Origin of the sequence: Pseudomonas sp. 22515 (assembly GCF_052044625.1) — a bacterium.
Taxonomy (GTDB): Bacteria; Pseudomonadota; Gammaproteobacteria; order Pseudomonadales; family Pseudomonadaceae; genus Aquipseudomonas; species Aquipseudomonas alloputida.
The window spans coordinates 280,017-298,401 of record NZ_JBQENN010000002.1 but is presented as its reverse complement, the minus strand read 5'-3'; the positions used below and the strand labels follow the sequence as shown (position 1 = coordinate 298,401).

General features: G+C 59.5%; 25 protein-coding genes, 1 tRNA gene and 2 pseudogenes. 16 read left to right on the top strand and 12 right to left on the bottom strand.

Features of this window, described 5'->3' with window-relative positions; genetic code table 11:
* Nucleotides 1-124: 124 nt before the first annotated feature.
* From ACTJJN_RS03990 to ACTJJN_RS03980, 3 genes and pseudogenes are all read right to left on the bottom strand, one after another.
* Entirely contained in the window at nt 125-889 is a 765-nt protein-coding gene (locus tag ACTJJN_RS03990) for a hypothetical protein (protein ID WP_017148239.1), read from the bottom strand.
* 284 nt (nt 890-1,173) lie between these two features.
* Nucleotides 1,174-1,329, bottom strand: a complete 156-nt coding sequence (locus tag ACTJJN_RS03985) for a hypothetical protein (protein ID WP_230623078.1) — start codon at nt 1,327-1,329, stop codon at nt 1,174-1,176.
* A pseudogene (locus tag ACTJJN_RS03980) lies at nt 1,323-1,466 on the bottom strand (DUF4113 domain-containing protein); the annotation flags it as partial. The gene ACTJJN_RS03985 and the pseudogene ACTJJN_RS03980, both read right to left, overlap by 7 nt.
* A 426-nt stretch (nt 1,467-1,892) precedes the next feature.
* On the opposite strand from ACTJJN_RS03980, the gene ACTJJN_RS03975 reads away from it, so the two are divergent.
* The 5 genes from ACTJJN_RS03975 (at nt 1,893) to ACTJJN_RS03955 (ending at nt 4,756) form a co-directional block, all read left to right on the top strand.
* A complete protein-coding gene (locus ACTJJN_RS03975; RefSeq protein WP_012051893.1) occupies nt 1,893-2,507 on the top strand; it encodes an ERF family protein in 615 nt (204 codons plus the stop codon).
* Nucleotides 2,504-3,271 (top strand): lambda exonuclease family protein, encoded by a 768-nt coding sequence (locus ACTJJN_RS03970; RefSeq protein WP_014756158.1) that lies wholly within the window; start codon nt 2,504-2,506, stop codon nt 3,269-3,271. The genes ACTJJN_RS03975 and ACTJJN_RS03970 overlap by 4 nt, the downstream gene beginning before the upstream one ends.
* Nucleotides 3,268-3,810 carry a hypothetical protein gene (locus tag ACTJJN_RS03965; RefSeq protein WP_014756157.1) on the top strand — a complete coding sequence of 181 codons (543 nt, stop codon included), beginning with the start codon at nt 3,268-3,270 and terminating at the stop codon, nt 3,808-3,810. Before ACTJJN_RS03970 ends, ACTJJN_RS03965 begins: the two co-directional genes overlap by 4 nt.
* Before the next feature lie 81 nt (nt 3,811-3,891).
* Entirely contained in the window at nt 3,892-4,257 is a 366-nt protein-coding gene (locus ACTJJN_RS03960; protein WP_012051890.1) for a DUF7740 domain-containing protein, read from the top strand.
* On the top strand, nt 4,232-4,756 hold the full coding sequence (locus tag ACTJJN_RS03955; RefSeq protein ID WP_012051889.1) for a hypothetical protein: 525 nt from the start codon (nt 4,232-4,234) through the stop codon (nt 4,754-4,756). The genes ACTJJN_RS03960 and ACTJJN_RS03955 overlap by 26 nt, the downstream gene beginning before the upstream one ends.
* 2 nt (nt 4,757-4,758) lie before the next feature.
* On the opposite strand, the gene ACTJJN_RS03950 is transcribed toward ACTJJN_RS03955, so the two are convergent.
* A complete protein-coding gene (locus ACTJJN_RS03950; RefSeq protein ID WP_014756155.1) occupies nt 4,759-4,905 on the bottom strand; it encodes a hypothetical protein in 147 nt (48 codons plus the stop codon).
* A 77-nt stretch (nt 4,906-4,982) separates the two neighbouring features.
* A complete protein-coding gene (locus ACTJJN_RS03945) occupies nt 4,983-5,201 on the bottom strand; it encodes a hypothetical protein (RefSeq protein WP_014756154.1) in 219 nt (72 codons plus the stop codon).
* A 102-nt stretch (nt 5,202-5,303) separates the two neighbouring features.
* Between ACTJJN_RS03945 and ACTJJN_RS03940 the strand changes: the two are divergent.
* A pseudogene (locus ACTJJN_RS03940) lies at nt 5,304-5,687 on the top strand (hypothetical protein).
* A gap of 55 nt (nt 5,688-5,742) precedes the next feature.
* Here ACTJJN_RS03940 and ACTJJN_RS03935 read toward each other — a convergent pair.
* Nucleotides 5,743-6,150, bottom strand: coding sequence for a hypothetical protein (locus ACTJJN_RS03935; RefSeq protein WP_014756152.1), 408 nt, complete (start codon nt 6,148-6,150; stop codon nt 5,743-5,745).
* A 164-nt stretch (nt 6,151-6,314) separates the two neighbouring features.
* Complete coding sequence (locus ACTJJN_RS03930) at nt 6,315-6,863, bottom strand: hypothetical protein (protein WP_014756151.1); 549 nt, start codon at nt 6,861-6,863, stop codon at nt 6,315-6,317.
* 81 nt (nt 6,864-6,944) lie between these two features.
* Here ACTJJN_RS03930 and ACTJJN_RS03925 point away from each other — a divergent pair, with 81 nt between their 5' ends.
* On the top strand, nt 6,945-8,888 hold the full coding sequence (locus ACTJJN_RS03925; RefSeq protein WP_014756150.1) for a DNA cytosine methyltransferase: 1,944 nt from the start codon (nt 6,945-6,947) through the stop codon (nt 8,886-8,888).
* A 74-nt stretch (nt 8,889-8,962) separates the two neighbouring features.
* On the opposite strand, the gene ACTJJN_RS03920 is transcribed toward ACTJJN_RS03925, so the two are convergent.
* On the bottom strand, nt 8,963-9,493 hold the full coding sequence (locus ACTJJN_RS03920; RefSeq protein WP_014756149.1) for a putative mannitol operon repressor: 531 nt from the start codon (nt 9,491-9,493) through the stop codon (nt 8,963-8,965).
* A 111-nt stretch (nt 9,494-9,604) separates the two neighbouring features.
* On the opposite strand from ACTJJN_RS03920, the gene ACTJJN_RS03915 reads away from it, so the two are divergent.
* Nucleotides 9,605-9,901, top strand: a complete 297-nt coding sequence (locus ACTJJN_RS03915) for a hypothetical protein (RefSeq protein ID WP_014756148.1) — start codon at nt 9,605-9,607, stop codon at nt 9,899-9,901.
* Between the two features lies 1 nt (nt 9,902).
* The gene (locus tag ACTJJN_RS03910; RefSeq protein WP_041167305.1) at nt 9,903-10,952 is read left to right on the top strand and encodes a site-specific integrase; all 1,050 of its coding nucleotides are present in this window, start codon (nt 9,903-9,905) and stop codon (nt 10,950-10,952) included.
* Nucleotides 10,953-11,052: 100 nt separating this feature from the next.
* Here ACTJJN_RS03910 and ACTJJN_RS03905 read toward each other — a convergent pair.
* Nucleotides 11,053-11,126: transfer RNA gene (locus ACTJJN_RS03905), tRNA-Cys, on the bottom strand.
* A gap of 154 nt (nt 11,127-11,280) precedes the next feature.
* A complete protein-coding gene (gene sohB / locus ACTJJN_RS03900; protein ID WP_014756056.1) occupies nt 11,281-12,300 on the bottom strand; it encodes a protease SohB in 1,020 nt (339 codons plus the stop codon).
* Between the two features lie 197 nt (nt 12,301-12,497).
* On the opposite strand from sohB, the gene ACTJJN_RS03895 reads away from it, so the two are divergent.
* From ACTJJN_RS03895 to ACTJJN_RS03880, 4 genes are all read left to right on the top strand, one after another.
* Nucleotides 12,498-13,208 (top strand): histidine phosphatase family protein, encoded by a 711-nt coding sequence (locus ACTJJN_RS03895; protein WP_014756055.1) that lies wholly within the window; start codon nt 12,498-12,500, stop codon nt 13,206-13,208.
* A gap of 56 nt (nt 13,209-13,264) precedes the next feature.
* Nucleotides 13,265-13,582 carry an SCP2 sterol-binding domain-containing protein gene (locus tag ACTJJN_RS03890; RefSeq protein ID WP_003251077.1) on the top strand — a complete coding sequence of 106 codons (318 nt, stop codon included), beginning with the start codon at nt 13,265-13,267 and terminating at the stop codon, nt 13,580-13,582.
* Nucleotides 13,583-13,765: 183 nt separating this feature from the next.
* Nucleotides 13,766-14,833 carry a phosphotransferase family protein gene (locus ACTJJN_RS03885; RefSeq protein WP_440780971.1) on the top strand — a complete coding sequence of 356 codons (1,068 nt, stop codon included), beginning with the start codon at nt 13,766-13,768 and terminating at the stop codon, nt 14,831-14,833.
* A gap of 36 nt (nt 14,834-14,869) precedes the next feature.
* On the top strand, nt 14,870-15,637 hold the full coding sequence (locus ACTJJN_RS03880) for an SDR family oxidoreductase (protein ID WP_003251082.1): 768 nt from the start codon (nt 14,870-14,872) through the stop codon (nt 15,635-15,637).
* Here ACTJJN_RS03880 and ACTJJN_RS03875 read toward each other — a convergent pair whose 3' ends face one another.
* Together ACTJJN_RS03875 and ACTJJN_RS03870 are read right to left on the bottom strand one after the other, a co-directional pair.
* The gene (locus tag ACTJJN_RS03875; protein WP_064492614.1) at nt 15,638-16,459 is read right to left on the bottom strand and encodes a class I SAM-dependent methyltransferase; all 822 of its coding nucleotides are present in this window, start codon (nt 16,457-16,459) and stop codon (nt 15,638-15,640) included.
* 170 nt (nt 16,460-16,629) lie between these two features.
* Entirely contained in the window at nt 16,630-16,980 is a 351-nt protein-coding gene (locus ACTJJN_RS03870) for a hypothetical protein (RefSeq protein ID WP_003251087.1), read from the bottom strand.
* A 117-nt stretch (nt 16,981-17,097) separates the two neighbouring features.
* Between ACTJJN_RS03870 and ACTJJN_RS03865 the strand changes: the two genes are divergently transcribed.
* The 3 genes from ACTJJN_RS03865 to ACTJJN_RS03855 all read left to right on the top strand — a co-directional run bounded on the left by ACTJJN_RS03865 (nt 17,098) and on the right by ACTJJN_RS03855 (nt 18,283).
* Nucleotides 17,098-17,388 carry an RcnB family protein gene (locus ACTJJN_RS03865; protein ID WP_010954750.1) on the top strand — a complete coding sequence of 97 codons (291 nt, stop codon included), beginning with the start codon at nt 17,098-17,100 and terminating at the stop codon, nt 17,386-17,388.
* A gap of 243 nt (nt 17,389-17,631) precedes the next feature.
* A complete protein-coding gene (locus tag ACTJJN_RS03860; RefSeq protein WP_004577263.1) occupies nt 17,632-17,817 on the top strand; it encodes a hypothetical protein in 186 nt (61 codons plus the stop codon).
* 73 nt (nt 17,818-17,890) lie between these two features.
* Nucleotides 17,891-18,283, top strand: a complete 393-nt coding sequence (locus ACTJJN_RS03855) for a glycine zipper domain-containing protein (protein ID WP_010954752.1) — start codon at nt 17,891-17,893, stop codon at nt 18,281-18,283.
* Nucleotides 18,284-18,385: the final 102 nt, after the last annotated feature.

Here is an 18,385-nt window from a genome sequence, read left to right as displayed (position 1 = left end):
TCGACTGCTGGTTTTGGGGCTGCTTCGCAACCCAACGCGGGACAAGCCCGCTCGCCACAGGTTACTTGTTGCCTGTTCTACCTAAATACCTTGAAAGGGCTGCATCTAACTCGCAGCCAAAAAGCTAGGACAAATCAGCGACAGGGCTGACGCTACTGTCTCGTTCTGCGATGCTCAACACCGCCGGTAGCTGCTGCTCGACAGGTAACTCGGCGGTCTTATCAAGAAGTTCATCCAAGTCGAAAACGGCCATTTCGACATAGCGTTTTATGCACATCCGCTCATAGGAAACGCTGCGAATACCGTCCAGTACCAGCCAGTTCAAGAACAGTGCGCCCATACCCAGCACCACGATCACCGAGCCCTTGCCCCATGTGAACAAAGGCGTGGCTTTAATAATTTCCGTGCACAACGCGATCATCAGCGCGATCAGAGAGGCGAAACTCAGGTTCTGGGATAAAGCAGGCCTGGCGGGTTTTCCGGTCAGGCCAGCATAAGCTGACAACTCGCGTAGTTTCTCAACCGTGTAGCCTTCCTTGCGCAATCCCTCCAGAAAGAAGGCATAACAAAGGGTGTTTTCCCTTTCTAGGCTCGGCTGGTGGTCAATCGCGTGATCTGCAAACTGCTGCGGGTAAACCATGCGCAATGCTTTAAGGCGCGTGACATAGAGCAGAAGAGCCCAAGGAGCCAGTGCCATGTAGGTGTAAGGAATCAGCGTAGGGTTCTTGATGCCGAACATTGCGAACACAAAAAGCAATGCGGTTGACCCTATCGCTGACCACATTGGCCATAACTTGCGAGCATTGTGGAGTTTAAATATGTGTTTATTGGGTTGTTTGCGACTGATTTTATAAAGGGCCTCGAGTTGAGCCCATTCCTTGAGTTTCATTATCCATCCTTATTTTCAAAGTCGTGATAACCGAGCGATACAACGTTGCCCGCAATTGCCACTGCTGACAACCCACAGCCAAAAAAGACGATCGAAAGGCGACAGATTTATTTTTCTATCACTATCCGATTTTGGCCGATATCCGCCCTTCGCGAACGGCGCAATGGGTCGATAGCTGTCACTGGCTACCCTGGGCTTTCTCCCCATAGCCGTTGTTCACACAAGGAGGCTCAAGCGACCTCCTCATGCTCGATCAGCGCCCACAGCCTAGCTGCCTAGGTGAACTACAGCATGTCTGCCAGCTGGTCTTCGTCAACGTCGCTGCGTCGGTGCGCGGAAAACGCTAGCTCAACGAGCACCGCGGCCCTGCCATCGGGATCGGTCAACAAGGCCGGCTGGTCATTCAGCTCGGCCAGCCAGGCGGACGGCAGGCTTAACATTTGACCGTCCATAGCTGGTCGATCCGTGTCGTATAGGATTGGCTCATCATCTCCCTCCTCATACCCCAGTCCGGTATCGCCGGCACGCTGGCGGCCCGCACTGTCCCCCTCCCCCAGCGCTCGTTGATGCCATCCATCAAGCGTACCGACCGAGGCAACCAATGCCGCCGGCAGCCAGGCGGACAAGGTGGTCCCTGCCGCTGCAACCTGTGCAGTAGTAGTTGTTGCGGTAGCCGCGAGGGAGGCGCCAGTGACGACGCCAATCCCGGTAACCTCGGCCGCGGTCTTGACGCCCTCGGACGCTACCTTGGCACTCGTGGTGGTGGCGATCCCGGCCAGTTCCAGGGCGGTGTTTATGCCGTACCGGGTACCCACCTGGATGAGCGAGCTCAGAACGTCCGTGACAATAGATCGCCCCAGACTGGCCATGGAGTCTTCGAGGCTTTTCCCTTGGACGATTGCTTCCGCCGTGTTGTCGCCAATCCCTTGGGTCACCGACTCCATGGTGTTGTAGATCATGTCGGAGGTCTGATCGCTCTGCCTCCGCCGCATTCAACGCCGCGATGGTGCGCGCTCAGGCCGAGATCGGACCGGTGTTCCGCGACAAGTACAACAGCCAGACCAACAGCTCTTATGCTGCCCTTGAGTCGATCGACAAGAAGATCGCCCCAACCTACACGCTGCACGGTTTTTCCCTCTCGTTCGGTACCGATGACAGTCCGCTGGCCGGGCACATCCGCACCGTCTGCGACTGCATGCACGAGGCCGGGCACACCAAGCGCTACTACGTCGACCTGCCAATCGACTCGACCGGCATCAAGGGCAGCGTCAACAAGACCGGCGTGCACGCCAATGGCTCTACCTACAGCTATGCCCGGCGCTACCTGACGATGATGATCTTCAACGTCGTGCTGACGAACGAAGACAACGACGGGAACGGCGGCGGTGAGCAACCCCAAAGCCTTGGGGAGCTTATGAATGAGTGGATCCCGAAGGCCTACGCCGCTGACTCCAAAGACTCGCTCACAGCGGTATGGCAGGCGGGCGTCAAGTTCGCCCAGGACCTAAAGGCCACCGACAAGAAAACGGCCGACGAGCTCTACGAGGCATTGAAGGTAGCGGTTAGCGCTCGCGGCTCTCAGCTCAGCGCAGCACCACAAGTGGGAGCAAGCCAATGATCATCGTCAATTGTACTCAGGGCTCGCCAGAGTGGCTGCAGGCCCGCGCTGGAGTGATCACCGCCAGTATGTTTAGCACCGCACGCTCACGGGTGAACGGACTGAACGCCCAGCAGAAGAAATACGTTGACGCCATGCTTGCGGGCCTTGGCGAATCCAAGGCTATGGAGCTGGCAGGCTACAAGGCCGGTCCAAAGGCCGAGGTCGTGCAGCGCGCCCTAGATGGCGAAACGGTCGGCGAGCCATCGAATGCCGCCCTCACCTACGCCTTCGAGCTGGCCGTCGAACGCATAGGCGGCGCCCCGCTCGATGGAGGGTTCGAGACCTGGCAGATGCGCCGCGGCCATGAACTGGAGCCGGAGGCGCGCATGGAGCATGAAATCCAGACTGGCCTTATCGTCACGCAGGTCGGCCTGGTTAAAACAGACGACGGCTCGTTCGGCGCCAGCGCGGACGGCTTCATCGGCGAAGACGGCGGAAGCGAATACAAGTGCTTCCTGGCCCCGGACAAGCTCCGCGCGCTCCACATCGACAACGATGCCAGCGACGTCATCGACCAGGTGCAAGGCTGCATGTGGATCACTGGCCGGAAATGGTGGCACATCGGGATGTACTGCCCCCTCCTCAAGCCCGTAGGCCGCCAGCTCTGGTGGCGTGAGTTCAAGCGCGATGACGACTATATCGAACAGCTTGAGCAGGACCTGTGGGAATTCAAGCTGCTCGTGGACGGCTACGAAAAGCAGCTGAGGAGCCAGGCAGCATGAACCCATCAATCGACCTGGAGGCCGCCAAAGCGGCCTTCTTTGCCTCTGGTGGCCAGCTCGTTGTCCTTGAAGGCTTCACCCATCGACCGCTGCCGCCGCGCAAGCATCCCGATACGCAGCCAAAGCCAGCCGCTAAGGCGAGGCCCAAGAAACCTAACCCAGCCCCGCGAAAGGAGAAGGTGAAGGCCCGAGTTGCAACGGTGGCCGAGATGGCGAAGATCATGACCTGCCAGCAGGTTCACGAGGCCACCGGCATTTCCAAACAGGCCCTATTCCGGGCCGCCCGCGAAGGCAACTTTGTTTTCCGACGAGCCGAGCGGAAGAAGTCAGCCAACAGCAAGCGGGATGCCCAGCGCCAGATCCAGCGGAACCTGAAGCGGATCGAGGAGCTGAAAGTGGTCCAGAAAATATGCGCCCTGCGCGATACCGGCCTGCACCGCGCCCAGGTGGCCGAGCAGCTCGACCTGAATTACGGAACGCTGGTGAAGATCATTGAGCGCAACAGTATCGACTTCCCGCGGGTACGCATCAGGAAATGAAAAGACTCAACAGCCTGGTCCGCCAGCGCCGGCGGCAAGAACAGTTCCACCTGCCGCCCAGCGGCCTCACGGAGCACAGACATGCAGCAAGCACCCTCTGGAGTGGTAACCCTGCCGGCCTGGATGAATCGGCCGATCAAGAAGCTGTACATCACCCGCAGCGGCGGCCAGTACCGGCCTGATGATGTGGCCCTGGCCTTCGCGCTGAGCCTGCGCATGCACGACAGCGCCGATCACCTGCGCAGGCTGGCACGGCGCCTGGTCGACAAAGTCTGCCTGGAGCACCAGCCGAACATGAAGCGCCTGGCTCGTGAGGCTGACGACGCCAAGGTGTTCGACGCCGCGCTCAAGATCATCAATCGGGTCTGCGACCTGCTCGACATCGGGCCGGGCGCCACCTTCGTGCGCAATGGAGGCGATGATGGCTCTGACGCAGCAGCAGCGTGACGAGAAGCGCAGGGCCAAGGCCGAGCGCCTGCAGGAAGAAGACCTGCGCTTGAAGGCTCGACCAGGGACTAAACAGGCCCTGCTGGAACTGATGGAATGGGCCGGGATCGAGGAACAAGGCGAGGCGATGACGCTGATGATTCATCACGTCGAGGCGCTCGGGCATCACGCCTTGTTCAGGATTGCGCGCCACGAAATCGAAGCTCACCGTTTTGTGGCGCGTACTGAGCCGCTGCGGCTATCAGCAAGGAAGCGGACTGGCCAGCACCTGCGGGCGATCTGCGGCTGGGCTGACGCCACATACAGCCAAATGATTGAGGCGCTGATCCACGGCATCCACGCACTGGGCAGGGTGCACGCGGCGAAGTTTCTAACCCCGCCGCGGCACGAGATCAGCATCTCGCCGCGCCTGGCCCTGGCCTTCGACCGGAAGAGCATGCTGATGATTCAGCAGGATCCTGGCGACGAAGTTATCAGTCCAATCGCAGTCACTCGCTGATATCAATTATCCTCATCGACATCGAGCGAATCCCCTTCATCGTCGGTCAATCCGAATTCATCTTCTGCTGCGATCTTTGCCTCTGATTCAGTGTCAGCAAAAACCGTCCCGAGCTTTTTCCCATGAAGATACACGCGCCATTTCTTCATTACTGATCCTTATCCCGATCCCATGCCGGTCACCCGTAATACCCCATCCCAAACCAAATTGCCACCATGGCAAAGGGTCAGTTTGGCGAGTTGTTTTGGGAGTGGAACGGCGCAAAGGTCATGCCGAAAAACCAACCTCCGATCATTGCCAGCCATATCGACTTGTACCCGTCGACGTTGTAGGCAAGCCAGTAGTTGGCCGCAGTGATAACAACGAACACTGAGAAAAACTGCTTGCGGGAATATCTGCTCAGGTAGCGGGTTGCTGCGGCCTCTAGGTCTTTGAGCTTCTTCACTGCGATTCATCCTTGAAAAGACCCTGCAATCCTACCCTATCGCCCCATTTTGACACCATGCCGCATCCGGCCACGGAGGGCGGCGTATGCATGGAGAAAGCCATGAGCAACTACAACTGCGACTACGTCCGACGCCATTACGGCGTACCAGCTGAGATAGGCCGGCGCGTCATCGCCAACGGCGAGCCTGGCGTGATCATGGCCGACCGCGGTCAGTACATCGGCGTAATCCTCGACAGCGACCCGAAGAAGCGCATCCGTAACTACCACCCCACCTGGGAGATGCAGTACGGCGAGATGGCCTAGAAGCTTCCGCTGAAGCGCTACCAGGTTCTGGTCAGTGGCTGGGATTGGTGGGATATCACCAATCGCACCATCGTCGATGTGTTCGCCTGCACGCCATCGCAGGCCAAGTACAAAGCCTACGAGCGGTGCGAGTACCACGATATCGAATGCATGTTCGGCTTCAAGGTGCGCCGAGCCTGACCATCCGGCGCTGCCCGCCAGCGACTAATCTGCTCCGGCATTGGCCTATCTGATCTCAGTTCCGTTTATCGTCATCCGTTGGAGGGCTGTACATCCCCCTATCCTCGCTGAGTCGGTGAAAAGGCGACCGCTTCAGCCGAGGGATTGCGAAATGGTAAACAATCAACAGCGTTGCCCATCCAGCAAGGCAGAAAATCGAACGCTCGCTTGTGCTCAATGACAGGTCGAAAGAGATTGCCACTATCGCAAACATGATGCTGACGAAGAAGAATCCAGTCGACAGGGCATTGACGAGGAAATTAAGCCTGTGCCAACGATCTGGGATCAGTTCGAGGGGGCCTGTGGCGATCAGAGCAATTCCAAACGGCACGGAATAGCTGATCAACGACGCAGATGGCTTTCCCAACCAAAGAAACGCTATCCAAATCGCGAGCCCTATGAATGATGCCGTTCGGGTCTTCATCGCGGCAGCTCCTGATCTTGGCGATCTTCCTCGATCTCGCAACCCCATTACCACCATCCTTGTTTGGTGAGCGGCGAAGCATATCACTCGGCGCTGCCCGCCAGTGCCTTCCCCTATTCATCGATAACGCCTCCCCGGCGAGGGCGGCGCCTGCAATGGGAACGCTACCTTTTCATCCGGATCCGCTTCAGCTCAGCGCGCTCTTGAAATTGAATCCAGTCGAAATTGATGAGCGATGACAGTTGCTTCAAATCATCGTAAGCCTTGGATGTCGCGTCCGGACTCGGGGTCGCGGCCATGTATTTCTCAACTTCATAGTGCATTTTATAAATTGATCCCATCAAACCGCTGTAGTAGACAACAAGTTTATAGTCGGCGAGATCGTGCACCAATATCGCTTTGGCTGCCTCCAAAGAGGTCTTAAACGATTCACCCAAATACTTTTCCCAAACCGAGCGAAACTCGAAATAAGCAGCCTTATCGCGTGCCAAGCCGGAAACCGACTCTGCGCTTTCAACCGCATTTTTTATGACAGCACAGTAGGCGTCGAAACGATCTATAGCAGTTCGTTTTGCAAGCCTACCCTGACGCCTGTTTTGCCCACTGCTGATTGCAAAAGCTCCAACAATCGCACCAATAGATCCAACCGCCTGCACCCAAGATGCAAGACCCGGATGATGCTCAATCCAAAACAAAACCCCTTCACAGCTCATTCATCGCCTCTTTAGCTCAGCACTACGCCGCGCACTAATACCCGACTTCACCAAATCACGCCACCCTGGCGAGGACCGCCCATGTCTGCATTCCAGAAAAAGAACCCGCTCGACTTCAAAACCCAGTACGGCCTTGGCTTCGATCCGCAAGACGATGAGATCGTGGTGGACTTCTTCTGCGGTGGCGGCGGCGCCGGTACCGGGCTGGAGATGGGCCTGGGCCGGCCGGTGACGGTGGCAAAGAACCACAGCCCGGCGGCCATCAGCATGCACACCGCCAACCACCCTGCAGCGCGCCACTTCACCACCGACGTTTTCGAGGGTGACCCGGATGAGGAATGCCAGGGGCGGCCGGTTGGCTGGTTCCACATGAGCCCTGACTGCACCCACCACAGCCAGGCTGCCGGCGGCCAACCGCGCAAGCGCGAGATCCGCAACCTCTCGTGGATCGGCCTCAAGTGGGCCGGCAAGAAGAAGCCTCGGGTGATCAGCCTAGAGAACGTTAAGCAGATCCTTCAGTGGGGTCCGCTGATGGCCAAGCGCGACAAGAACACCGGGCGGGTGATGAAGCTGGACGGCACGGTCGCTGCTGTCGGAGAGCGTGTGCCGGTGCAACAGCAGTTCCTCGTGCCAGACCCGAAGCGCCGCGGCATCACCTGGCGCCGCTTCGTGCACCTGCTCGAAGGCATGGGCTACCAGATGGAGTGGCGGATCATCAAGGCATGCGACTTCGGCGCTCCCACCAGCCGGGAGCGGCTGTTCATGATCGCTCGCTGCGACGGGCAACCCATCGTGTGGCCAGAGCCGACCCACGCCAAACATCCAACCAAGGGCCAGCACAAGTGGCGCACCGCCGCCGACTGCATTGACTGGAGCGTGCCGAGCAAGAGCATCTTTGGTCGCAAGAAGGAGCTGGCAGCCGCAACGCTGCGACGCGTGGCCAAGGGCATGAAGAAGTTCGTGCTGGACAACCCGCAGCCTTTCATCGTGCCGATAGCCAACTGGTCGGGCGAACTGGCCCAGTCGGCGCATGAGCCACTTCGCACGGTGACCTCCTGGCCGCGCGGCGGGTCGTTTGCCATGGCAAGCCCGGTGATTCTTCCAGCAACACACCAGGGCGCCGACCGAGTGAACGATCCGGGCGATCCACTACCAACAGTTACTGCGACCAACCGTGGCGAGCTGATGATGGCCAGCCCCGTGATGGTCGGGCCCGGTGGCCCGGTGTATGCCGGTAAGCCAGTAGCCGCTGACCAGCCCATGGGAACGCTGATGACCCAAAGCCACCGGGCGCTGGCATCGGCGCACCTGGTCAAATTCAGGTTCAACAGTGAAGGTGCAGCCATCACCGATCCGGTGCCGACCATCACGAGCGGCGGCAACTACAAGAGGCCCGCGGGTGCGGCCCATGCCATGGGCGTGTGCACAGCCTTCATCGAGCAGGCCAACGGCGGATTCAACACCACGCCAGCCAAGGGCGCGGACGAGCCACTGACCACAGTCACCAACACCGGCAGCCAGCAGCGCCTCGTGACCGCCAGCCTAGCCACGCTCCGGCGCAACTGCGTAGGCCGTCCCGTAGATGACCTGGTGCCGACAATGACCGCAGGCGCAGAGCATCACGCCCTGGTCGAGTACAAGCTGTCGCCAGAGCACGAGGAAGGCGCCCTGCGCGTCGCGGCATTCCTGATCAGCTACTACGGCACAGAGAACATCAGCGCCTGCGACGCCCCAGCGCCGACGGTTACCACCAAGGACCGCCTAGGCCTGGTCACCGTCTTCGTGAAGGGCACCCCGTACGTCATCGTCGACATCTGCCTGCGCATGCTGCAGCCGCACGAGCTCTACCGGGCCCAAGGCTTCCCAGCCAGCTACATCATCGACAAGGGAGCCGACGGCAAGCCGTTCACCAAGACCGAGCAGGTGCACATGTGCGGCAACAGCGTCAGCCCGCCCCCGATGGCCGCCATCGCCCGCGCTAACGATCCTTGGATACGTTCAAATCACAAAGCCGCTGCCGCCTGACGCTAGGAATTGCTCTGTGGCACGCCTCCTCAGGGAACTATAACCATCAGCAGTTCTGTGGAAAAATGCTGATCTCAACGGGTAAGTTCGGTTCTGTTTCGGTCGCCCCAGGTCGATGCAATGCTCACTTCGATATCCTTCACAGTCAGACAGAACAAATATTTATAGAACCTGGCCAACTCTTTCACCCCCATCGCAAGCAGAGCCGAATAGACTGGCATGTTCATCATCTGAGAGCGAGCCCCCTTCGAAAAGCTCAGAGAATCAATTTGCTTCCTGACAAGTTCGTCACCAAACGAACAGTGACTATCCGAGTGTGCAAACTCGTTCCTAAGTTTTCTGACCATCATCAGATCTCTAAAAGCATCATCAGAAATCAGACCAAATCCTCTAGCGATTTGGATACGAGAAGACAGAGTTCCTAATGGGCCGTTCCCGTCAAATGCTTTTACAATATATCTATTAGAGAGTCCGTTTTTCTTGAATTCAAACTCAATAATACGAGTAAGCGCCTTTTCTAAAATTGCTGCACCAACTATAACGGAGCCTCTATCCGATTCGGACATAAGCTCCTCGGTGCTAGGAAACAAAAACAACTCCTTCATCAGCGCCCTGCCTTGCCTTCAATTATTCGCGCCAACATACATTGAATATCTAGAAGCTATAACCCCTCTCCCCTCTATTCACTGCCGCGATATGGCGGCCAAGGCGAAGCTATGTCTCAAGCAAAGGAACGCCCGATCCTGTTCAGCGGGCATATGGTCCGCGCCATCCTAAACGGCCAGAAGACTGTCACGCGGCGCGAGATCAAGCCCAGCATGCGGAGCGCTGATAGCAGCTTCGAGCTTCACCAGCAGGAGGACGGTTTTGTCGAGAGCCGCGGCGGCAGGCCACTAGTAGGCCGCCAATACGCCCGCCAGAAGCTCAGCGGCGTAGTGATCGACACCGTTCCAGTTACTGCAGCCCCGCCACCGGCGCCAGCGTGGACCCCTGATTTTTCCCGAGTGAAGTGAAATGCGCCCACGGAAGACCGAGAATCGCGACCTGCCACCAGGTATGTATCGCCGCAAGAGACAAAAAGCCAACGGCAAGGTGTGGGAGGCGCTGTACTACAGAGACAAGTCAGGCAAGGACATTTTCCTCGGCAATGACTTGGTGAAGGCCAAACTGAAGTGGGCGGAACTGGAGGCCAAGTCGGTACCGAAAGAGCTGACCACAATGAAGGGAATCTTCGACGAGTACTTGCTAAAGATCATCCCGGGCAAGGCCGCCAGAACCCAAAAGGACAACATCTACGAGCTCAAGCAGCTGCGAACCGTGTTCGACTCGGCGCCAATCGATGCCATCACGCCGGCGATGATCGCGCAGTACCGCGATTCGCGGTCGGCCAAGACCAGGGCAAACAGGGAGATCGCCCTGCTCTCCCATGTGTTCAACACAGCAAGGGAATGGGGCCTCACTACCAGGGACAACCCGTGCCTGGGCGTGAGGAAGAACAAGGAAAAGCCGCGCGACTTCTATGCCAACGAGACGGTGTGGCAGGCGGTATATGAGGAAGCTCCACCGGAGCTCAAGGATGCGATGGACCTGGCGTACCTGACTGGCCAGCGACCGTCAGATGTGCTGTCCATGCGAAAGGACGATGTGGAGGGGATCTACCTGATGGTCAGCCAAGGCAAGACCGGCAAGAGATTGAGGATCGTCTTGGAAGTGGACGGGGTGAAGAACAGTCTGGGCCAGCTGCTCGAGCGAATCATGCGCAGGACCAGCGAGCACCTGTCGCCGTTCTTCATCCTCAACGAGCACGGCAAACGCATGAGTTGGCCAATGTTACGCAACCGGTGGGCAGACGCCCGCGAGAGCGCAAGGGTAAAAGCTGAAGTCGAGAAAAAGCCAGACCTCGCCAACCGAATCGCCCAGTTTCAGTTCCGCGATATCCGACCGAAGGCTGCCTCGGAAATCAACGACCTGAGCGATGCGAGCGTGCTGCTGGGGCACTCGAAAGAGGGAATCACCGAGCGCGTTTACCGGCGCGTCGGGGCCATTGCCAAGCCTTCAAAATGAGGAAGTTTTGGGACTGGTTGCAATTTGTTTTGGGACTTCGGCATTTTCTGGCGTACAAAGAAAAACCCCGCAGACGTTAATCTGCGGGGCTTTCGAATGGTGGAGGCCGAGGTCGGAATCGAACCGGCGTAGACGGATTTGCAATCCGGAGCATAACCACTTTGCTACTCGGCCTCAAAGGTCGGATCTAGCTGCTTGCGCTTTGCTATCTCCTTGAAACGCTGAACCTTTTTCAAAGTTTGCTGCGTTTCGATGGGCGCCATTATGTCTTCATTCCTTTAACCTTGCAACCCCCTGAACGAAAAAAAATTTCAACGGGTTCAAGGTGTTAGCGCAGGCGGCTGAGTTTACTCCACAAGCCCACCACCGCGTTCTCCACTGTACCGCTGGCGGCCATGCCAATCCGCTCCTGCAGGCTCTTGCGTTCGGCATAGTGCAGGTGGAACAGGTTGGCGTTGCGCGCGCGGTCGCTCAGGTACTCGTCACTGGTCTGCAACTCGTCCACCAGCTTGCGATTCAAGGCGGCCACGCCCAGCCAGACTTCGCCAGTGGCCACTTCATCGATGTGCAACTGCGGACGATAGCGGGAGACGAAATCCTTGAACAACTGGTGAGTGATGTCCAGGTCTTCCTGGAACTTCTCCCGGCCCTTCTCGGTGTTTTCGCCAAAGATGGTCAGGGTGCGCTTGTATTCGCCAGCAGTCAGCACTTCGAAGTCGATGTCGTGCTTTTTCAGCAGGCGGTTGACGTTGGGCAACTGCGCCACCACGCCAATAGACCCCAGTACGGCGAATGGGGCACTGACGATCTTCTCGCCGATGCAGGCCATCATGTACCCACCGCTGGCAGCCACCTTGTCGATGCACACGGTCAACGGGATGCCCGCCTGGCGAATACGCGCCAGTTGCGACGCAGCCAAGCCGTAACTGTGCACCAGGCCACCGCCGCTTTCCAGGCGCAGTACCACTTCGTCACGCGCGGTGGCGAGCGTCAGCAGCGCGGTGATTTCGTTGCGCAGGCTTTCGGTGGCCGAGGCTTTGATGTCGCCATCGAAGTCCAGTACGAATACCCGGCTCTTGTCCTCGGCCTTGCCCTTCTTCTGCTGTTTTTCCGCCTTGGCCTGCTGCTTGCGCAGGGCCTTGAGCTGGGCCTTGTCGAGCAGGCCGGACTCTAGGCGCTCACGCAGGTCCTTGTAAAAATCGTTCAGTCGGGTGACCTGTAATTGCCCGCCCGATTTGCGCCGACCTTTGCCACGCAGACCGGCGATGGCCGACAGTACCACCAGGATGGCGATGACCAGGGTGGCGGTTTTGGCGAGAAAGCTTGCGTATTCGGCAAGAAACTCCACGTTGACTCCTTAAATACCTGCGCCACTACGGCGCGTCACTGTTGCAAGCATACCGTTGCGTCTGTGGTGCTGCCAGCCGGTGTAAACGCTGGCAACACCTTTCAAACAACCTTTTCAAACGCTTGTATGTTTTTTCGTTGACAGCCCGTGAGCCGCATCCTAACCTCGCAGCAACCTCCAACAGGCCGGAACCTTTCGTGGGCAATCTCTACCTGATTCGACATGGCCAAGCCTCCTTCGGTGCCGATGACTACGACGTCCTCTCGCCCGTGGGCGTGCGCCAGAGCCAGGCCCTGGGTGAGCACCTGGCCCAGTTGGGCGTGCGGCTGGACCGCTGCGTGGCTGGCGACCTGCGCCGCCAGCAGGATACCGCACGGCTGGCGCTGCAGGCGCTGCACGCCAACGGCTGCCCGGTGCCGGCGGTTGAGACCGACGCCGCATTCAATGAGTTCGATGCCGACGGGGTGATCCGCGCCCTGTTGCCCGACTTGCTGCCCGAAGAGCCCGATGCCCTGCATGTGCTGCGCAATGCTGCGCAGCACCGCAGCGAGTTTCAGCGTCTGTTCGCGTTGATGGTGCAGCGCTGGCACGATGGCGAGCATGCCGATAATGGCCTGGAAACCTGGCATTCGTTTACATCCCGCGTACAAGGTGGGCTGCAACGCGTGCTGGATACCGCCGGCAGCGGCGATCATGTTGCTATCTTCACCTCGGGTGGCACCATTGCCGCCCTGCTCCACCTGGTTACCGGTATTACCCCCAGCCAGGCGTTCGCGCTGAACTGGCAGATCATCAACACGTCGCTCAGCCAGCTGAAGTTTCGCGGCCGCGACGTGGCACTGGCCTCCTTCAACAGCCAGGCCCATGTGCAGCTGTTGAGGGCGCCGGAGCTTGTCACCTACCGATAAGCCCGGCTTGTTGTGTCCCTGCGGGGACGTGTAAATCACTCTATAAGGAATGCGCCATGACCTCCGTAGCTGATGCCGTCAAAAAGATGCAAGAGAAATTCAACCCATCCGCTGCCGCCGGCCTGGACCTGGTGTTCGGCTTCAACATCACCGACGAAGACAAGCACTACGCGCTGATCGTCAAGGACGGCACCTGCGACCTGCAGGAAGGCGAAAACCCGGATGCCAACTGCACCCTGGTGATGGACGCCGAAACCCTGAAAGGTATCGTCAGCGGCGAAACCGACGGCATGCAGGCCTTCATGGGCGGCAAGCTGCGGGTTGAGGGCGACATGATGCTGTCGATGAAACTCAGCGAGCTGTTCCCGTCCTGAGGGCTGGGAATACCGGATGATCGAAAAACCGAAGCCTGACGGCTTCGGTTTTTTTTGCCCTGCATTCGGTGCAGTGATCCAACAGCAACACCCTCACCTATTTGGCACATGGGACGATTGTTCCAACCCTGGCGGACCATTAGATTACCCAATAGTACTTGCTATCGAGAATAAGGAAGACGCATGACGCTCACCGACCAGTCCACCCAGGTACGCCCCGGCGAAGAACTCGACGCGGCCGTCATCGACCCTTACTTCAAAGCCAATATCCCCGGCCTGCTCGGCCTGCCGAGCATCAGCCAGTTTCCTGGCGGCGCCTCCAACCTCACCTACCTGGTCAGCTACCCGGGCCGCGACTTCGTGCTGCGTCGCCCCCCCTTCGGTCAAAAGGCCAAGTCGGCCCACGACATGGGCCGCGAGTTCCGCATCCTCAACCAGCTGAACAGCGGCTTCCCCTACTGCCCCAAGGCCTATGCACACTGCACCGACACCGGCCTGATCGGCGGCGAGTTCTATGTGATGGAACGGGTCGAGGGCATCATCCTGCGCTCGGACATCCCGGCCGAACTGAACCTGGACGCCAGCCGGACCGAAGCCCTGTGCAAAAGCTTCATCGACCGCCTGGTCGAGCTGCACCAGGTGGACTACACCGCCTGCGGCCTGGCCGACCTGGGCAAGCCGGAGGGCTACGTGCAGCGTCAGATCGAGGGCTGGACCAGCCGTTATGAAAAAGCCCTGACACCGGATGCGCCACGCTGGGAAACGGTAACCGCCTGGCTGCACGAAAAAATGCCCGCCGACCACCCGCGCCCAGGCATCGTGCACAACGACTACCGGTTCGACAACGTCATCCTGGACGCGGACAACCCCATGCGCATCATCGGTGTGCTGGACTGGGAAATGGCCACCCTGGGCGACCCACTCATGGACCTGGGCAACTCCCTGGCCTACTGGATCGAAGCCGGCGACCCGGCGCCAGTGCAGTTGATGCGCCGCCAGCCGAGCAACGCGCCGGGCATGCTCAGCCGTCGCCAGTTCGTCGATTACTACGCCGAGCGCGCCGGCATCCGCCTGGACAACTTCGATTACTACTATTGCTATGGCCTGTTCCGCCTGGCAGGCATCGTTCAGCAGATCTACTACCGCTACTACCATGGCCAGACCCAGGACAAGCGTTTCGCCCAGTTCATTCACATGAACCGCTTGCTGGAACAAATGACCTTGCAGGTCATTTCCAAGTCCAGCCTCTGAGCACAGCCCACGACGACGGATAACAAGGAAAACAGCATGTCCAAGACCCACCTGTTCGACCTCGACGGCAAGATTGCCTTTGTTTCCGGCGCCAGCCGAGGCATCGGCGAGGCCATCGCCCACTTGCTCGCGCAGCAAGGGGCCCATGTGATCGTTTCCAGCCGCAAGCTTGACGGGTGCCAGCAGGTGGCCGACGCCATCATTGCCGCCGGCGGCAAGGCCACGGCTGTAGCCTGCCACATTGGTGAGCTGGAACAGATTCAGCAGGTGTTCGCCGGCATTCGCGAACAGTTCGGGCGACTGGACGTGCTGGTCAACAATGCTGCCACCAACCCGCAATTCTGCAATGTGCTGGACACCGACCCAGGGGCGTTCCAGAAGACCGTGGACGTGAACATCCGTGGTTACTTCTTCATGTCGGTGGAGGCTGGCAAGCTGATGCGCGAGAACGGCGGCGGCAGCATCATCAACGTGGCGTCGATCAACGGTGTTTCACCCGGGCTGTTCCAAGGCATCTACTCGGTGACCAAGGCAGCGGTCATCAACATGACCAAGGTGTTCGCCAAAGAGTGTGCACCCTTCGGTATTCGCTGCAACGCGCTACTGCCGGGGCTGACCGACACCAAGTTCGCTTCGGCATTGGTGAAGAACGAAGCCATCCTTAACGCCGCCTTGCAGCAGATCCCCCTCAAACGCGTGGCCGACCCCAAGGAAATGGCGGGCGCGGTGCTGTACCTGGCCAGCGATGCCTCCAGCTACACCACCGGCACCACGCTCAATGTCGACGGTGGCTTCCTGTCCTGATCAGGCTTTGACGGCGACCAAGGTGTAACTCAGGGGCAGGCGTGCAGGCTGCTCGCGCAGGCGATATTCGCCGTCTTCGCCCTTGACCATCTGCCCCGGCAGCGCCTCCCAGGGGATGCTCTGGTGCTCGACCAGTGCTGTCAGCTGCAGGCCGTGGGCCAGCAAGGCAGTGATCACTTCTCCCAGGCCGTGGTTCCATTCGTGGGTTTCGGTGTGGGCCAGGCGTTGATCGGTTTCGACGTAGGTCTGGTCGGTGTGCCACACCGTCGGCGCTTCGTGTTCGAAATACGGATATTCGAGCTGCAGGCGGTCCTGATGATCTTCGTTGACAGCCATCAGCATCGGGTGCCCGTCGCGCAGGAACAGCCGCCCGCCCGGTTTCAGTAGTGCCGCGACGGTGCGCGCCCACGGCTCGATGCGGGGCAACCAGCAGAGCGCGCCAATACCGGTGTAGACCAGGTCGAACGTACCCGCCGGCAGTACCTTGTCGGCGGCATAGACGTCAGACTCGACATACTGGATGGGCAGCGCGCATCGCTCGGCCAATGCCCGTGCCTCGGCCAGCGAAGCCTTGGAATAATCCAGGCCACAAACCTTGGCGCCAAGGCGCGCCAGCGACAGGGTGTCGGTGCCGATGTGGCACTGCAAGTGGACCGTATCAAGCCCGTCGATGTCACCGAGCAATGGCAGGTCGAAGCGTACGGTTTCGGACAAGTGCCCGTGTTGCTGGACCAGGCGTTCGACCTCGTAGTCCTTCGAAGCGGCGTGCAACGGGGCACGCTCATCCCAGCTGATGCGGTTGAGTTGCAGTGAACGGTCCATGGTGTCGTCCTTGAGTGGAAGCACCTTATGCTAGCCGCCACCGAGCGCCCTGCGACACAACTGCCTTGAAAAAAACTGTAAAGCCCGCGCGCCTCTGCCGTGGCAACAACTGCCTTGCTCAGTACCCTGAATGCACGGGCCCCTTACAGGAGCGGCGATAGCGTCAGCCGTTACAGGCAGGTTGCAGCAGCCGCTCGGCGTTGCAAGGCCACGCCGTCGTTCTGCTTCGCGTAGTAATCCACACGCGTGCCGCCCGGCTGCGGGTAAACGTCCACGAACGCTTCGGCCTCACGGGTAAACACGGTGAAACCGCCCTGCTTGCGAGGCTCCAGGTAGCCGCTGGCGTCATCACCGAACACCTTCTCTTCCTGCCAGCTGAACTGGATGCACTGGGCCACCAGCTCTGGCGCCTTGTGCGAATCGAGCTGCGCAGTCGGCTTGCCGCCACGCGCCGTTTCCATGGTCGCAGAAGCACAACCGGCCAGCATCAGCACCGCAGCCAACGGCAGAATCGCACGCATGTTCCATCCTCGGGGTCGCAAAAAAGAAGGCGACTCTAGCACTGGCAGGCATCCCGAGTGAATTGCCGCGCACTTGCCGCTGTCGCAGATAAAACATGCCATCACGAGGAACGCATCATGAAACTGCACTATCTGCTACTCGCCGCCCTGCCTTGCCTGCCTCTGAGCGTCAGCGCCGCCCCCTCGAGCGAAGAAAGCATCACCGCCCCCGAAACCCACAACCGTGAACTGAACGTCGGCGACAAGGCCCCGGACCAGTACAAACGCGATGACCAGGCCATCCAGGACTGGAAAGCCAAAGGCCTGCCCGAACCGGAAAAGGAAAGCCACTGGGTGCGCATGGGCAAGCATTATGTGCTGGTGCAGATCACCAATGGCGTGGTGCTGGCGATTCAACCGGCATCCTGATTCGACACGCCCCGGCCAAGGCGACCCATTGCACAGCACTTCGCCGCCGGCCAAGCATGGCCAGAACGTGTTGATACGCTTGGAACGATCAATGCCGGTCAGCGCCACAGCCCGTTCTTTCAGGCGAACGCCTTGGCGCTGATCACTTGAAGCACAATTTTTTTGCCCGCCCGGGAAACCAAATCGATCGGTCCCAGTCTTAAAAGGTGCCCCGTAAACCTATGCGGATCAAGGACCTATATCGTGCTCACGCGTCTTGCAAGCCTTTCTCTGGTTGCTGTTGTCCTGCTGACCGCAGGTTGCCATAGCCATCGCTACCATGATGACGACGGCTGGCGTGACCGCGACCGTGACCATCGCCACCACCATCGCCATGACCGCGACGACGATGACGATCGGCAATACCGCGGTGACCGCTACTACCGCTGAAGCGTCCTTTCAGCCCTGACCTGCCGCCCGTTGCGCGGCGACTTATCCTGATGATTCCTTTGAGGTTCGTATCATGCGTCTGACTCTGCCTTCCCTTGCCCTTGGCCTGCTGCTATGCCAGGGCGCTTTCGCCGGTGACGGTACTGCCGCCATTGGCGGTGGCCTGGGGGGTGTCCTGGGCAACGTTGTTGGTCAACAGCTCGGCGGCAAGACCGGCGCAGCCATCGGTGCCGGCGTTGGCGGCGCAGCCGGCAGCGCTGTCGGTGCGCGCAAAGGCAACCGTACCGAAGCCGCCATCGGCGGTGGCCTGGGCTCGGCCGGCGGCTCGCTGCTGGGCGGCGCAGTAGGCGGCAAGACCGGTTCGACCGTGGGTGCCGGCCTGGGCGGCGCGGCCGGTGGTGCCCTCGGCAACCATCTGGGCGACAACAACCGCGGCAGCAAGAAGCACCACCGCCACCGTCACTGACCCCGTGACCGGAGGGCCGCATAGCGGCCCTTTTTGTTGCAGCACATCAACACCCCCTTCACTACAAGCTGGCACACTGACTGCTACTGTCTATCGTGCCCC

Excerpts from the sequence above, each read along its gene's own strand:
- ACTJJN_RS03990 (WP_017148239.1), bottom strand. The coding sequence starts at position 889 with ATGAAACTCAAGGAATGGGCTCAACTCGAGGCCCTTTATAAAATCAGT.
- ACTJJN_RS03985 (WP_230623078.1), bottom strand. The coding sequence starts at position 1,329 with ATGTTAAGCCTGCCGTCCGCCTGGCTGGCCGAGCTGAATGACCAGCCG.
- ACTJJN_RS03975 (WP_012051893.1), top strand. The coding sequence starts at position 1,893 with ATGGTGCGCGCTCAGGCCGAGATCGGACCGGTGTTCCGCGACAAGTAC.
- ACTJJN_RS03970 (WP_014756158.1), top strand. The coding sequence starts at position 2,504 with ATGATCATCGTCAATTGTACTCAGGGCTCGCCAGAGTGGCTGCAGGCC.
- ACTJJN_RS03965 (WP_014756157.1), top strand. The coding sequence starts at position 3,268 with ATGAACCCATCAATCGACCTGGAGGCCGCCAAAGCGGCCTTCTTTGCC.
- ACTJJN_RS03960 (WP_012051890.1), top strand. The coding sequence starts at position 3,892 with ATGCAGCAAGCACCCTCTGGAGTGGTAACCCTGCCGGCCTGGATGAAT.
- ACTJJN_RS03955 (WP_012051889.1), top strand. The coding sequence starts at position 4,232 with ATGGCTCTGACGCAGCAGCAGCGTGACGAGAAGCGCAGGGCCAAGGCC.
- ACTJJN_RS03950 (WP_014756155.1), bottom strand. The coding sequence starts at position 4,905 with ATGAAGAAATGGCGCGTGTATCTTCATGGGAAAAAGCTCGGGACGGTT.
- ACTJJN_RS03935 (WP_014756152.1), bottom strand. The coding sequence starts at position 6,150 with ATGAAGACCCGAACGGCATCATTCATAGGGCTCGCGATTTGGATAGCG.
- ACTJJN_RS03930 (WP_014756151.1), bottom strand. The coding sequence starts at position 6,863 with ATGAGCTGTGAAGGGGTTTTGTTTTGGATTGAGCATCATCCGGGTCTT.
- ACTJJN_RS03925 (WP_014756150.1), top strand. The coding sequence starts at position 6,945 with ATGTCTGCATTCCAGAAAAAGAACCCGCTCGACTTCAAAACCCAGTAC.
- ACTJJN_RS03920 (WP_014756149.1), bottom strand. The coding sequence starts at position 9,493 with ATGAAGGAGTTGTTTTTGTTTCCTAGCACCGAGGAGCTTATGTCCGAA.
- ACTJJN_RS03915 (WP_014756148.1), top strand. The coding sequence starts at position 9,605 with ATGTCTCAAGCAAAGGAACGCCCGATCCTGTTCAGCGGGCATATGGTC.
- ACTJJN_RS03910 (WP_041167305.1), top strand. The coding sequence starts at position 9,903 with ATGCGCCCACGGAAGACCGAGAATCGCGACCTGCCACCAGGTATGTAT.
- ACTJJN_RS03890 (WP_003251077.1), top strand. The coding sequence starts at position 13,265 with ATGACCTCCGTAGCTGATGCCGTCAAAAAGATGCAAGAGAAATTCAAC.
- ACTJJN_RS03885 (WP_440780971.1), top strand. The coding sequence starts at position 13,766 with ATGACGCTCACCGACCAGTCCACCCAGGTACGCCCCGGCGAAGAACTC.
- ACTJJN_RS03880 (WP_003251082.1), top strand. The coding sequence starts at position 14,870 with ATGTCCAAGACCCACCTGTTCGACCTCGACGGCAAGATTGCCTTTGTT.
- ACTJJN_RS03875 (WP_064492614.1), bottom strand. The coding sequence starts at position 16,459 with ATGGACCGTTCACTGCAACTCAACCGCATCAGCTGGGATGAGCGTGCC.
- ACTJJN_RS03870 (WP_003251087.1), bottom strand. The coding sequence starts at position 16,980 with ATGCGTGCGATTCTGCCGTTGGCTGCGGTGCTGATGCTGGCCGGTTGT.
- ACTJJN_RS03865 (WP_010954750.1), top strand. The coding sequence starts at position 17,098 with ATGAAACTGCACTATCTGCTACTCGCCGCCCTGCCTTGCCTGCCTCTG.
- ACTJJN_RS03855 (WP_010954752.1), top strand. The coding sequence starts at position 17,891 with ATGCGTCTGACTCTGCCTTCCCTTGCCCTTGGCCTGCTGCTATGCCAG.